The sequence below is a fragment of the Micromonospora sp. WMMD734 genome, assembly GCF_049178975.1.
Lineage (GTDB): Bacteria > Actinomycetota > Actinomycetes > Mycobacteriales > Micromonosporaceae > Micromonospora > Micromonospora wenchangensis.
Genome location: NZ_JBMHMK010000001.1, coordinates 2,226,138 through 2,239,239, shown reverse-complemented (window position 1 = coordinate 2,239,239; position 13,102 = coordinate 2,226,138). Strand labels below are relative to the sequence as shown.

11 protein-coding genes are annotated in these 13,102 nt (G+C 71.3%); 2 read left to right on the top strand and 9 right to left on the bottom strand.

The window, feature by feature from the left end; all coding sequences use genetic code 11:
* Positions 1–42 precede the first annotated feature (42 nt).
* A complete protein-coding gene (locus tag ACN267_RS09425) occupies positions 43–1,680 on the top strand; it encodes a hypothetical protein (protein WP_421488442.1) in 1,638 nt (545 codons plus the stop codon).
* Between the two features lie 152 nt (positions 1,681–1,832).
* Here the strand turns inward: ACN267_RS09425 and ACN267_RS09420 are convergent, their stop codons facing one another.
* The 6 genes from ACN267_RS09420 to ACN267_RS09395 all read right to left on the bottom strand — a co-directional run bounded on the left by ACN267_RS09420 (position 1,833) and on the right by ACN267_RS09395 (position 10,271).
* Entirely contained in the window at positions 1,833–4,652 is a 2,820-nt protein-coding gene (locus ACN267_RS09420) for a DUF5682 family protein (protein WP_421490403.1), read from the bottom strand.
* Between the two features lie 59 nt (positions 4,653–4,711).
* The gene (locus ACN267_RS09415; protein ID WP_204959939.1) at positions 4,712–5,824 is read right to left on the bottom strand and encodes an ATP-binding protein; all 1,113 of its coding nucleotides are present in this window, start codon (positions 5,822–5,824) and stop codon (positions 4,712–4,714) included.
* Between the two features lie 14 nt (positions 5,825–5,838).
* On the bottom strand, positions 5,839–7,347 hold the full coding sequence (locus ACN267_RS09410; protein WP_281897759.1) for a VWA domain-containing protein: 1,509 nt from the start codon (positions 7,345–7,347) through the stop codon (positions 5,839–5,841).
* Positions 7,344–8,741 (bottom strand): hypothetical protein, encoded by a 1,398-nt coding sequence (locus ACN267_RS09405; protein WP_421488441.1) that lies wholly within the window; start codon positions 8,739–8,741, stop codon positions 7,344–7,346. The genes ACN267_RS09410 and ACN267_RS09405 overlap by 4 nt, the downstream gene beginning before the upstream one ends.
* A complete protein-coding gene (locus tag ACN267_RS09400) occupies positions 8,741–9,208 on the bottom strand; it encodes a hypothetical protein (protein ID WP_204960329.1) in 468 nt (155 codons plus the stop codon). The genes ACN267_RS09405 and ACN267_RS09400 overlap by 1 nt, the downstream gene beginning before the upstream one ends.
* Before the next feature lie 370 nt (positions 9,209–9,578).
* Positions 9,579–10,271 (bottom strand): GyrI-like domain-containing protein, encoded by a 693-nt coding sequence (locus ACN267_RS09395; RefSeq protein ID WP_421488440.1) that lies wholly within the window; start codon positions 10,269–10,271, stop codon positions 9,579–9,581.
* Between the two features lie 190 nt (positions 10,272–10,461).
* On the opposite strand from ACN267_RS09395, the gene ACN267_RS09390 reads away from it, so the two are divergent.
* A complete protein-coding gene (locus ACN267_RS09390) occupies positions 10,462–10,959 on the top strand; it encodes a DinB family protein (protein ID WP_204959931.1) in 498 nt (165 codons plus the stop codon).
* A gap of 31 nt (positions 10,960–10,990) precedes the next feature.
* On the opposite strand, the gene ACN267_RS09385 is transcribed toward ACN267_RS09390, so the two are convergent.
* The 3 genes from ACN267_RS09385 to ACN267_RS09375 form a co-directional block, all read right to left on the bottom strand.
* On the bottom strand, positions 10,991–11,218 hold the full coding sequence (locus tag ACN267_RS09385) for a hypothetical protein (protein ID WP_204959929.1): 228 nt from the start codon (positions 11,216–11,218) through the stop codon (positions 10,991–10,993).
* Between the two features lie 188 nt (positions 11,219–11,406).
* A complete protein-coding gene (locus ACN267_RS09380; RefSeq protein WP_421488439.1) occupies positions 11,407–12,555 on the bottom strand; it encodes a hypothetical protein in 1,149 nt (382 codons plus the stop codon).
* Positions 12,556–12,729: 174 nt separating this feature from the next.
* A complete protein-coding gene (locus ACN267_RS09375) occupies positions 12,730–13,005 on the bottom strand; it encodes a hypothetical protein (protein ID WP_421488438.1) in 276 nt (91 codons plus the stop codon).
* Positions 13,006–13,102 lie beyond the last annotated feature (97 nt).

The window sequence follows — 13,102 nt, the reverse complement described above, 5'->3', positions numbered from 1 at the left end:
CATGCACCGGACAGGACCGACCACGCCGAGAGGACCCACTCCATGCGCGCTGACCCGATCCGCCGCCGCCCCCCGGGCACGGCACTGCCCCTGCTCGCCGCGGTGGCCGCGATCGTCCTGCTCCTCGCGGGGACCCCGAGCCAGCTGGCCGGTGTCCACCTCGCCGCCGCGGTGGACATCACCGACACCCCCGGCACGATCACCGATCAGTGGTCGACCACCGGCGACGAGGGCATCGAGAAGGTCATCGACAACACGCCCTACCGCAAGTACTTCACCTACAGCGGGGCCGGCTGGATCCAGTTCGAGGCGACCACGGCGGCCGTGGTGACCAGCTACGCCGTCACCTCCGCCAACGACTGGCCCGACCGCAACCCGCGCAACTGGGTCTTCGAGGCCTCCACCACCGGTAGCAGCTGGGCGCCGCTGGACACCCAGAGCAACCAGACGTTCATCACCGGCTTCCACCGCAACACCTACTCGTTCAGCAACACCACCGCCTACCGCTACTACCGGCTGCGGGTGACCGCCACCAACGGGTCGGTCAACATGCAGATCGGCGAATGGCAGATCTACGGGACCACCACCGCCACCACCCCGGCACCGGCCGCACCCACCGGCCTGATCGCCACCGCGGCCACCGACCAGATCCGGCTCACCTGGACCGACAACACCCGCTGGGAGACGGCCTACCGGCTGGAACGCTCCACCAACGGCACCACCTGGAGCACCGCGTACGTGCTGCCGGCCAGCACCACGAAGTTCCACAACCTGAAACTGCCGGCCGGCACCCACTACTACTACCGGCTGCGGGCCGAGGGGGTGGCCGGCAACTCCGGCTACGCCACCGCCGACACCACCACCCTCGGCGCCACCCCGGCCACCACCTGGACCGAGACCTGGCACGCCCCCAACGAGACGCTCACCCGCTACTACTACGACGCCAACGTGGCCGTCTACCGCGACCCGGGACTGGCCTCGACCGACCTGACCTGGGTGAAGGACTACGCCAAACAGATCTGGGAGTACGTCCAGGCCAACTACGGCAACCTCAGCGGCCAGCGGCTGTACGAGGTGCTGCACGACGACGCGGGATCGGGCGGGTTCGCGCTGAGCCAGTTCGACCCCAACACGGCATTCCGCGACGTCAACGACATGAGCGGCGGCGGCTGGGGAAACACCGACCTCAACGAGGACGTCATCTCCCACGAGATGAACCACACCGTCGAGTTCACCGCGTTCGGCGTGAACGGCTCACCCGCGTACGGCATCTGGGGCGACAGCAAGTGGGCCGAGATCTTCCAGTACGACTGCTACGTCGGCACCGGCCGGACCACCGACGCCACCCGCTGGAAGAACGCGAAGCTGCTCACCTCGGACAACTTCCCCGTCGCCAACACGTACTGGTTCCGGGACTGGTTCTACCCGATCTACCAGAACTACGGCGGCAAAGTCGTGCTCAACAAGTTCTTCCAGCTGCTGTCCCAGCACTTCCACCAGTTCGACGGCGTCTACGCCCGGGATCTGAACTGGGGGGAGTTCGTGCACTTCTGGAGCGCCGCGGCCGGCGTGAGCCTCAAGCCGCTGGCCACCACCGCATTCGGCGGCTGGCCCGCCGACTGGCAGGCGCAGTTCGTCCAGGCGCAGGCCGACTACCCGGGTGTGACGTACACGCCGTGACCCGGCCCTGACCACCCACCCCGGCGATCCGGCGACGACCCCCACCCGGTGACCCGGCCGTGGGGTGCCGCCACCACACCTGCGGTGGCGGCACCCCACGGGTGACCGGCGGGCACCCGGGCCAGCAGCCACCTCGGCACACCCGCCGGCCCTCAGCCGAGCAGCACCGACACCGCCTCCACCGTGTCCGGATGGGCGAGCAGCAGCGTCGCCGCCGCCGACCCCGCCGGGGTGTCGACCGGCTCCGACCAGCCGCCGTCGCAGCCCAGCAGCCCGGCGACCGCGTCCACCGCCACCGGATGCGCCGTGAGTAGGGCGTGCACCTGACCCGTCGGCGCGCCCGGCCGGGTCACCGGGGCGGGCCCGGCCGGCGGTCCCATCCAGGGCGGCACCCAGGCGTCCAACTCGGGCAGCGTCCCCGGGAAGGTGCGTGCCGCCTCCCGCACCAGCAGCGGCACCAGCTCCGGGCCGTGCTCGCGCAGGGTGGTGATCAGCGTGGGCAGCCAGGGCAGCAGCACCGGGTCGGGCAACCGGGCGAACGCGGTGGACATCGTCTCCACCACGAACGGCGCGAGCCCCGGCACCGGTTCCAGCGCGTGCACGAAACCGGAGAGGTACCTCGGGAACGCCGGCACCACCAGCGGGTTACCCAGCAGGTCGGCGCAGCGCTGCCGCAACTCGGCCAGCGGCAGCAGGCCGAGCTGGTGCCGGGCCGCCCAGAGCAGGGCGACCTTGGCCGGGCTCTCCGGATGCGACTGGGCCACCGCGAGTTCGAGCTGGGACCGGTCGCAGCCCAGCGACAGCGCCAGGCTCTCCATGCTGAACAGGAAGCCGAGCATCGCCCCGACCTGCCGGACCCCGGTCTCCTCCTCGACGAACGCGGTCGGCAGCAGGGTGCAGTAGTGCGCGTACCCGGTCGTCACGAACGCCTCGCACCAGGCCGGCAGGGTCGGCGCGGTGGCCCGGTGGTGGGCCAGCAACCGGCGGATGCGCCGCAGCACCTCCGGGGCGTCGTCCACCGTGCGTTCGGTGGACAGCAGTTCCACGGCCCGCGCGCCCAACTCGTCGACCAGTCGGGGGCTGTCCAGCAACCGGATGGCGTCCTCCACCGCGGCGAGGGCGCCGGCGGCCGTCGCGTCGGGGCCCCGGACCGACCGCCGCAGCCGCTGCTCCAGCACCTGCTCGACGGTCACCCCCTCGTAGCCCAGCTCGATCAGCGCCCGCTGGTGCCGGCCCAACGCCAGATCCCAGCTCTCCTGGATCGACCGGTGCCCCAACCGGCGCTCACCCATGATCGGGCGGACCGCGTCGGCGGGCAGCAGGTGCCGCAGCATCCACAGCAGATCCGAGCAGCCGGCCAGCGCCGGGGTGGCGTGCAGGTCGAGCAGGGCCCGTTGGATGGTGCGTTTCTCCAGGTCCAGGCCGAGGGGTTGCAGCCGGTCGAGCACGTCGCGGGCCAGCGGCGGCAGGGCGTCGTAGCCGACCTGCCCGATCCGGTCCCCGCCGAGCAGGATCTCGCAGAGCCGCCGCACGTCCCGCCGCCCCGGCACGACGTCCTTCTCGATGCAGGTCACCGCCGCGTCGGCGAAATCGTACGGGGTGGGCCGGGCCCGGTTGCGCAACCCGGCCAGCAGGATCGACGTCTCGAACACCGCGATCGCGTCGGCCGTGCTGGCCAGGTACCCGTTGCGGCGGGCCAACCGGACGATGTCCACGCACCACCCGCGCAGCTCCGCCTCGTCCAGCCCGTCCAGCGCCGGAGGCGCGGCGAGGAAGCCGGTGAGCCGGTCGGCGACCGGGCCGGCCGGCGCGGCGACCGGCGGGGCGGCCTTGCGCCTGCCCCGGCCGCCCTTGCCGCCCCGTTGGCCGTCGAGCCGGTACGGCGTCAGACCCGACCGGCTGACCGCCCGCGTCCAGTTGGCGGCGGCAATCGACACCGACCCCGGCGCCAGCCCGAACTGCGCCTCGATGGCCGAGTGGCTCGACGGGATCAGCCCGTACCGCCAGCGGGTGCCGGTGCGGGGGGTGATCGCGAAATCCGGGGCGGGGGAGTCCAGGCCGAACTGTTCGACCCGGCTGGCGGCGTGGAACGCGCCGCACACGTAGAGACAGTCCGCCGGGTCGGCCCCGGACGCGGCGAGGTGCTCCCGCATCCGGGTCCACATGTAGCGCTCCCGGTCCTCGTCGCGCTCGGTACGGTCCGACCCGGCCGGCCGCAGCCGGCGGAACAGGCTGCCGATCAGCACCATCACCTGCCGGTAGGTGTCGTGGTCGGCGTCGGCGAGGGGCCGTTCGACGTACTGGTCCCACCACTCCGACCAGTGCCGCACCTTGCCGTGGTGCAGCAGGTACGCCTCCAGCTCGGCGAACCGGGGCCGCAGGTCGCCGATCTCCACGCCGACCGCGTCGCCGTGCAGGGCCGTCTGCTCACCGGCCTCGCCGCCCGCCACCTCCGGCACGGTGTCGGCCGGCGCATCGGTGCCCGCCCCGGCGTCGCCGCGCGGTGACCACTGGAAGACGTGGTCGGTGGAGCGGTCCACCAGCACCAGCTCCACCCCGGGTGTCTCCAGCGCGTACGCGATCGCCTGGTACTCGGCGGACGCCTCGGTGACCGGCGCGACGACGCTCAGCGGCCCCCACTCGGCGGGAAAACCGTCCAGCTCCGAGGCGAACGCCTGCACCGCCACCGGCAGCCGGCAGTTGCGCAGCTCACCCAGGAGCGGCTGGAGATCCTCGCACAGCTCCAGATAGATCACCTTGGGCTGCTTGTGCCGCAGCCGGCGTACCATCGCCAGCGCCGAGGCCGGCGAGTGGTGACAGACCGGGAAGATCTCCAACCGCTCGCCCAGCGCCCGGTCGACGTCGTCGACGATCCCGGCGAGGATGCCGGCCAGCGCGTCGGCGGAACCGGCGAACGTGGCCGCCGCGTCGGTGAGCTGCTCGCGCAGCGCCCCGAACGGCCCGGTGGTCACCCCGCCGGCTGCGGCCCCGGCGACGCCGGGCGGCGCGGCGGTGCCGGTGTCGGCGGTGGTCACGACAGCGAAGCGATCGCCTGGCGACCGCCGTCGAGGAAGCCGGCCCAGCCCTCGCCGTTCTTCTTGGCCCGGGGCTCCACCACGCCGTGCAGGTACTTGTTGAGGATCGCCAGGTCCTCCGGGCTGCGTCGGGCCAGCGACCCCACCAGCGAGGAGGCCAGCGTCTCCACCCGCAGGGCCCGGTCGCCGAAGAACTGGCTGTGCAGGATGGCGTCCTCCAGCACCCCGATCTGCTCGGCGGTGGACAGCGCCGACTCCAGCTTCTCGTCGTCGCTGGTCGCCGACGCGGCGGCGGCCCGCAGGTCGGCGAAGCTCTGCAACAGGATGTCCAGCAGGGTGGGCGGCACGTCCAGTTCGATGCGGTGCCGGCGCAGCAGTTCCTCGGTGCGGAACCGGACGATCTCCGCCTCGCTGCGCTTGTTGGTGACCACCGGGATGCGGACGAAGTTGAACCGGCGCTTCAACGCCGAGGACAGGTCGTTGACGCCCCGGTCGCGGCTGTTCGCGGTGGCGATGATCGAGAAACCGGGCTGGGCGAAGACGATGTTGTCGTCGTTCAGCTCGGGGATGGAGACGTACTTCTCCGACAGGATGGAGATCAGCGCGTCCTGCACGTCGCTGGTGGAACGGGTCAGCTCCTCGAAGCGGCCCACCACGCCCTGCTCCATCGCCGTCATGATCGGCGACGGAATCATCGACTCGCGGGACTGGCCCTTGGCGATGACCATCGAGACGTTCCACGAGTACTTGATGTGGTCCTCGGTGGTGCCGGCGGTGCCCTGCACCACCAGCGTCGAGTTGCGGCAGATCGCGGCGGACAGCAGCTCGGCCAGCCAGCTCTTGCCGGTGCCGGGGTCGCCGATGAGCAGCAGACCCCGGTCCGACGCCAGGGTCACGATGCTGCGTTCGACGAAACTGCGGTCACCGAACCACTTCTGCGGGATCTCCCGATCCAGCCCGTCGGCCCGTTCCGAGCCGAGGACGAACAGCCGCACCATGCGCGGGCTCAACCGCCACGAGAACGGCTTGGGGCCGGTGTCGACCGACTCCAGGTAGTCGAGTTCGTCGGCGTACTTGACCTCGGCGGGGGCACGCAACATCTCGGACATGAGGGGTGATTCTCCTAGGTGAGGAAGCTCTTGAGCTCGAAGACGAGTTTGCGGATGTGACCGGAGAGCACCGGGGTGCCCAGGTCCTTGAGGCGCTGCCGGAACCAGGGGTTGACGCTCTGCTGGCCGGAGCTGCTGACCGAGCCGACCGGGATGAACCGCACCCCGGAGCGGTGCACCGCCTCGATGCCGTCGAACAACGGCTGGGATCGGTCGAACTCGTAGAAGTCCGAGATCCACACCATGACCGTGTTGCGCGGCTCGACGATCTTGGGGCGGGCCATCGCCATCGCCACCGGCCCGTCGTTGCCGCCACCGAGCTTGGTGCGCAGCAGCACCTCGAACGGGTCGTGCACCCACGGGGTCAGGTCCAACGCCCGGGTGTCGTACGCGATCAGGTGCACGTCCACCTTGGGCAGCCCGGCGAAGATCGAGGCCAGGATGGTGCAGTTCACCATCGAGTCGACCATCGACCCGGACTGGTCCACCACCACGATCAACCGGGACGGGGTGGTCTTGCGGGCAGTCTGCCGGTAGTAGAGCCGGTCGACGTAGAGGCGCTCGTCCTCCGGGCTCCAGTTGGTGAGGTTCTGCCAGATGGTGCGGTCGAGGTCGAGGTTGCGGTAGACCCGCTTCGGCGGCACCGACCGGTCGATCGTGCCGACGGTGGTCTGCTCGACCTGGGTCCGCAGCACCTCGGCGACCTCGTCGACGTACCGCCGGATCAGCGACTTCGCGTTGGCCAGCGCCACCCCGGACAGGTTGGACTTGTCCCGCAGCAGCTGCTCGATCAGCGACATGCTGGGGGTGAGCTGGGCGGCCAGCTTCGGATCGGCGAGCACCTCCCGCAGGTGCATCCGGCGGACCAGGTCGCCCTCCAGGCCGGTGAGGGTGGCGCCCAACCCGCCGGCCTGCCGACGCAGCTCGCCCGGAGGGCAGCCGAGCGCCTGCTCGAACCAGCCGGCGTCGGCCTGCCACCGGGCCAACTGGCCGGCGCTGACCGGCCCGGACCCGGTGCCGAAGACGTTGAGCAGCAGCTTCGACACCAGCGCGGCCCGGCGTACCTCGGCCTCACCGGGCCGGTGGCCCCCGCCGTCGGCAGGGTCACCCCCGCCCGGCGCGCCTGCGCCGTCGGTGGTCGCCTCCGTCGCCGGGACCTGCGGGACCACGGCGTCGGTGGCGGTGTCGTCGCCCGGCCGATCGTCGATGGAGCCGGCCGGTTCGGCGGGTCGGTCGCCGGCCGGGTCGGGGGCGAGCAGGCCCCGCAGTTCGTCGGCGAGCGCGGGGAAGCGCTGCACCACCGTGTCCACCGACACGGTCGGGTCCAGCAGGGCGGCGGGCAGGCCGAGGTCGTCGACCACGGCCACGCTCGCCGACTCCAGCGTGGGCTGCTCGTCGGGGTCGAAGAGCCGCCCCAGCAGCCGCCAGTAGAGCACCTGCCGGCGGTTGGCGGCGGCGAGGTCGCCCGGTGTCACGGCGTCGCCCGGTGTCACGGCATCGGTCGGCGGGATCGGCTCGCTCATCGGCGCAGCAACCGTCCCGCGCGTTCGCGCAGCACGGCCACGGCGTCGCCCGCCCTGGCCTCGGCCTTCGCCACCTTCGGGTCGGTCACCCCGTCGGCCCAGTCGCCGTTGTGCGCCTCGACCGGTCGGCGCTTGACGGTGGCCTGCACCGCCAGTGGCTGCACCAGCCACCGGCCGCCGTCGAAACGGGCCAGGCCCAGGCAGGACGACGAGGCGGCGACCAGCGCCGGGGTGAGCGGCCCACCGGCAGGCAGCCGGTCCAGGGCGACCGCGAGGCGCTGCCCGCCGAGGTCGACGGTCGCCCCGGCGTCGTGCACGGTGTAACCCTCCAGCAGCACCGGCTCGGCGATCGCCGCCGGGTGCCGGTCCAGCGGCGGGGTGGCCGCCGCCGTCGCCGTGCCGAGCAGCACCCGGGCGGTGGCGAACGGGTCGGCGGGCTCGCCGGCCTGCGCCTGCTCGTCGACCCAGTGCAGGTCGCCGCCGTACGCGGGCAGGTCGGTCACGGTCAGCGCCCGCCGCTGCGCGATCGCGGTGAGCAGCACGGGGTACGCCGACAGCAGCCGCCACACCGCCGGCCCACCGATCGTGGCGACCTTGGCCGCGCCCACCGTGACCCGGACCAGCCGGGGCGTGCCGGCGTCGGCCGGTTCGAGGATCGCGTGCAGCTGCACCTGGACGGCGGTCTCGTGCTCGTGGATGTCGACCCCGAGCGGCAGCAGGCGACCGCTGACCAGGGTGGTGCCGGTTGTCGGGTCGGGGACCGGCCCGTCCTGGGCCAGCAGCACGCCACGGGACCACAGGTCCGCCCAGCGGCGTACCGGCGGCTGCGCCATGGTGGCCACCGGCAACCCGGCCCGCAGCTCGGCGGCGAGCCCGTCGAGCAGCACCGCCAGCCGGCGCGACTGCGGCTCGGCAAGCGCCGCCTCGACCGGTGTGCCGACGGCGGAGAGCAGTTCGTGGTCGATGCCCCGCCATCCGGCCAGCGCCGTCTCGTGCAGCCAGGACCGGGCGGCGGCGCGGGCGGGGGAGCCGTCGGCGGGCCCACCGGCGGGTGCCGTCCACGCCGTGCGTTCCCGCCCGAGGGCGGTGTCGAACCGGGCGGTCAGGGCGTCGTGGTTCGCGCCCAGCAGCGCCGTACGGGCTCCGGCCAGGGCGGCCAGGTGCTCCTGACCGCCGGACCCGGCGGTCACCTTGCCCACCGCCTCGGCCACCCGCTCACGAAGCGGCGTGCCCGCGACCGCGCCGGCCAGTGCGGTCAGCGCGAGGGTGTCCGCCTCACCGACCCGGGCGAAGCCCCGCAGCAGGGCCTCGTCGAATCCGGCGACCACGTCGTCGGCGTCGGCCAGCCCGGTGGGGGCGTCGCCGTGCAGCTGCGCCAGCTGCGTGCCGAGCATCAGCGACCTGCCCCGGTCGACGGGAACCAGTGCAGCTCGGGCAGTGCCGTGGCGCTGGCCGGGAGTTCGAGGTAGGCCAGGTGGCGCAGGAACCGGCTGAACACCACGGCGGCGGAGGTCGGCTCGTGCCGGGCGTCCAGCCGGGACAGCAGCTCGACCCCGGTCTGCGTACCGTCGCCGGCGTCCACCCGCAGGTAGCGGGCGACCCGGTCGACGCCGTACTGGAGGACGGCCTCGTCGGCGAGGGCCTCCAGGTGCTTGCAGGGCGCGCCGCGCAGTCCGCCGCAGGGCCGGTTGTTGTTGGTGCTGCAGTGGTAGGCGTGGTCACCGGCGGTCACCGACGAGACGTAGACCCGCTCGATGTCGGAACCGCTGGACACCACTCCCTGTAACCGCCCGTCGGCCAGCTCGACGAAGGGCACCTTGGCCAGCTTGCGGGGCCGGGCCGGCGGCACCACCGCCACCACGCTCCGCCGCCGCCACGCGGCCTCGTCAGCGTCCGTCACCGCTCGTCCTCCCACCCGCCGGAAACCCGGCGTCGACCATGGTTGATGGCGTGCGCCGGCCGGGCCGGCGTCGCCGTGACCACAAGATCATGGCCCACGGGTACGACACTTCCACGGCCTCCCGCCGTACCGTCCCGCGGTCCGGTCCGACCGGCGGCACCGACCGGCCGTTCCGTCACTCTCCGGGGTCCGGACGCCACCCCCGGCGGCCGGCCTCGCGCACGCGCTCCCCAACGGTGTGCGCAGCCAGCACGGAAAGTGATATCGGATCCCGTCACTTTCCGTGGTTCGCGTCGGGTCGCGGACCGTGGGCGCACCCCAGGGGTCTGCGCTACCGCGTCGGCTGGCCGCTGCCGTCGGCGGTCGCTCCGCGACGCTCCCCGACGGCCCGGGTGTCGGCGGCGACCGGTTGCCGCAGGATGGTGCGCCTGCGGTCGGGCGCGACCCTACGGAAGTCGCTCAGGTAGATCTCGTGATGGGTGCCGGTCAGTCGCAGTCCGTGGGTGGGGACGAACTCGTGATGCAGGCGGGCCAGCACGGCGGTCTCGTCGTCGAAGGAACCGACGTGCAGGGTCTGCACGCACCGTCCCTCGGCCAGCCGCTCCAGCCGGACGTCGTCGAGCCGACCGGGTGGCCGCTTCGCCCCGGCCAGCGCGACGGCGGCGGTGACCATGCCCGGCGCGATCCAGTCGGGGACCATGAGCATCAGCGTCCAACGCCACCGCGACGTGTCCCGCGCGCTGGTGAAGGACGTCATGTCCTCGGCCCACCACAGGCCCTCCAGCGGCGGGACCACGTAGTCCCGCCCGAGCTCCCGCCTGCTGGCGAACTTCACCCGGTAGGCCACCGGATAGAGCGCCTCGACCGCCCCGGTGAAGGCCGGTGCGCTGTTGGGGTCGCCCCGGCCGTCGATCATCAGGTACTGCATGTCGGGCACGTCGACCAGCCGGAACCGGCCCTTGTGCGCCCGGTAGGCGTCCAGGGTCCGCCGGAAGTCGACCTTCCCGTCGGCGGGGTCCGTCACCGGCATCGGTCTACGCCGCCCGTGAGTTGGCCCGTCGTCCCGTCGCCGGAGCGGACCGGACACCTGGTCATCTCCCGGCCCTCCTTCCGACGGTCCTTCGGCCACCACGTGCCCGGGCGGGTCCGACCGACACTATGTCAGGAGGATTCCCGGGCAGTCGACGGCCGGCGAGTCTGGGATGCTGTCCCGCATGCCCGCCTTTCCGCCGACCTTCGCCGAAGCCGTCGTCGCCCAGCCGCTGCCTGCGCAGTTCGAGACGTTCCTCGACGAGCATCGCGCCGCGCTCGACGGCTGCCTGGAGGGGCTGACCGAGGAACAGGCCCGCCGCTCGCTGGTGGCCTCCCGGACCACGCTGCTGGGCCTGGTGAAACACGCGACCTTCGTGGAACGGGTCTGGTTCGACGAGGCCGTCACCGGCCGGTCGCGCGCCGAGCTGGGCATCCCCGTCGCGTCGGAGGAGTCGTTCGTGCTCGACGACGGCGACACGATCGCCAGCGTGCGGCACACGTACCGGGCGGCCTGCGCGGCGTCCCGCCGGGCGACCGCGACGCTGGGCCTGGACGATGTCCTGTCCGGGCACCGGATGGGACCGGTCCCGCTGCGGTGGGTGTATCTGCACGTGCTCCGCGAACTCGCCCAGCACTGCGGGCACGCCGACATCCTCCGCGAGCAGATCGTCGACGGCTGACGGTCCCGGTCCGGGACGGGTGTGCGCAGGGTCAGCGGTTCCGGTTGCGGGGGTGCCGTTTGGCGGTCCGTTCGTTGCCGTGCCGGTAGTTGCCGGTGAGGCGGGCCATCAGCTCCTGCGGGTCGTCGCTGTCCACGTCGGTCAGGAACCGTGCTGCGGCGACGCCCCGCAGCACGGTGGCGAGGCGGCCGTGGTGCAGCAGTTCCACGTCCCCGTTCTTGCGTAGGCGGTAGGTGAACCCCTCGGGTGTGCCGGACATCGCCACATCGTCCCCCGCCCGCCGGCCCGCAGGCGACCGGATTACGTGACCGTGGCGGACCTCGTCGGTGTGGCCACGGTGACTGCTGACTACAGAGCCTGTCGCGTCGAGGGGGTCGACAGATACGTCGGTACCGAACTGTCCTGTGTGCTCGATCACGGCGTTCAACCTGTCACGGTGGACGTTCCTCAGAGTTTCGAGGCGATGGTCTGGAGCAGGGTAAGCATGACCGGTATCACCAGCGTCGTGGTGGCTGCGAGCACGGTCCGGTGGGAGATCGGGGCAGGAGTGGTCTGTTCGATCTGCTGGCGGAGCAGCAGCGTTGCCTCGAGCCCATGGCGCAGCCTGATGACTTCGCTGGTCGACATGCTGAAAACCGCCGGGATCTGATCGGCGAACCGCTCGAGCGTGGGAGCGAGTCGTTCCAGTTCCTGGTCATGCTCCCTGCTGGTCAAGGCGAACAGCCATCGTGAGGTGAGGGTGAACAGCAGCATCCCGCCCACGAAGGTGAGAGCGATGAAGCTAATGGAAATGACCTTCGCGGATTGGGGGAGGCGGGGCATGACCACCAGGAGTGCGGGGACGGTGATGTTGCTGAGGCTGAAAAGCACCCCGGTGGACCAGGCGAATCTGAACAGCTCATGGATGCCTTGTGACTCGCGGAACGGTGACCACTTCGGATCTGCGGTCTTGGTGATCGTGTTGACGATGAGGGCGACTTTGGCGGCGCCCCACAGGCCCGTTCCGGTCGTGAGGCCCGTGAAGGCGAGGACGACGAGTGCGCCAAGTGTGGCAGCGGTGCCTTTGATCGGTGCGATGTCCCGGATCTGGTAGAAGACGTATCCAGTGGCCGCGGTCGCTACGCCGGACAGCGGGATCGTGATCCGATAATAGAACCGATCCAGTTGGTCGACTCTCTGCTGGATCTCCGCAATGTTCCATCCGCCTTCGGTGCCCTCCTGTGAGATTGTGCGAAGAAGGCGTTCGTAGACGAACTCACCCTGCTGAAAGGCAATTGGTCCGATGAGCGTGAAGAGCGCGGACAACGGAACTGTGAAGAACAGGAGGTCGTACTGCGGTGGAATATGGTTGTTGCCGTCAGCGAGGTACCAGGCCCAGAACAGTGCCGTTGGTACCGAGGCGAAGATCAGCACGTTGGCGAGACGTTCGCGCCAGCGTGCTCCCGCGAACCATGGCAGCCTTCGCGGCAGCGCGGTGTAGGGCGTCAGGCGGGTGGAGATTGCGAGCGCAGCTGTGGGGACCGCCTCCCCCCGTTGTGCGTTGTCGCAGTGACTGCAGAGTCCTACCTCATCCAGGTTCCGGGTGAGGACCGTCATGGGGGCTGCCTTTCTGTCAACGGAGTGACCTGGTCACGTGCACGTTCCTGGTCCGATGCGAGCCCACGAGGGCCCGTCACCTCACCGGAAACGATGCGAGGGCGGTCTGTCCGGATCTGCTGCCGAGACGCAGCCCGCCTCGCACCGCAGTACCGGACCGGTCACCACGGCAGGCTAGGGCATGCCGCCGGTGTCGCTCGTGAAGCCGGCATCGTAGGCCCGAGCGTTGTTCCCGCCGTACCCCTTGCCGCGCAGACTTCCGCGTTCCCGACGACGCCGGTCGCCTGCGCTTTCGTGAATGGCGTGGCGAGCCGTGCGCATCACGTCGGTGTCGTCCGGCCGGCCCTTGCGTCCCATCGTGATCCGCCGCCGCAGAAAAAGGGCGGACAGTGCGAGGGCGACAAGGAACAGTGCTGCGGCAAACATCGTGATCCATGATGTGTCTCTCACCATGCCGATGGTACGAACAGCGGACCATGTGAGGTGGTGGGGAGAACGACGCCCACTGGCGGTCTTCGGCGCACACCGGTAGGGCGCCACCCGGACC

Coding starts and splice junctions, on each gene's coding strand:
- ACN267_RS09425 (WP_421488442.1), top strand. CDS start 43: ATGCGCGCTGACCCGATCCGCCGCCGCCCCCCGGGCACGGCACTGCCC.
- ACN267_RS09415 (WP_204959939.1), bottom strand. CDS start 5,824: ATGTCCGAGATGTTGCGTGCCCCCGCCGAGGTCAAGTACGCCGACGAA.
- ACN267_RS09410 (WP_281897759.1), bottom strand. CDS start 7,347: ATGAGCGAGCCGATCCCGCCGACCGATGCCGTGACACCGGGCGACGCC.
- ACN267_RS09405 (WP_421488441.1), bottom strand. CDS start 8,741: ATGCTCGGCACGCAGCTGGCGCAGCTGCACGGCGACGCCCCCACCGGG.
- ACN267_RS09390 (WP_204959931.1), top strand. CDS start 10,462: ATGCCCGCCTTTCCGCCGACCTTCGCCGAAGCCGTCGTCGCCCAGCCG.
- ACN267_RS09385 (WP_204959929.1), bottom strand. CDS start 11,218: ATGTCCGGCACACCCGAGGGGTTCACCTACCGCCTACGCAAGAACGGG.
- ACN267_RS09380 (WP_421488439.1), bottom strand. CDS start 12,555: ATGACGGTCCTCACCCGGAACCTGGATGAGGTAGGACTCTGCAGTCAC.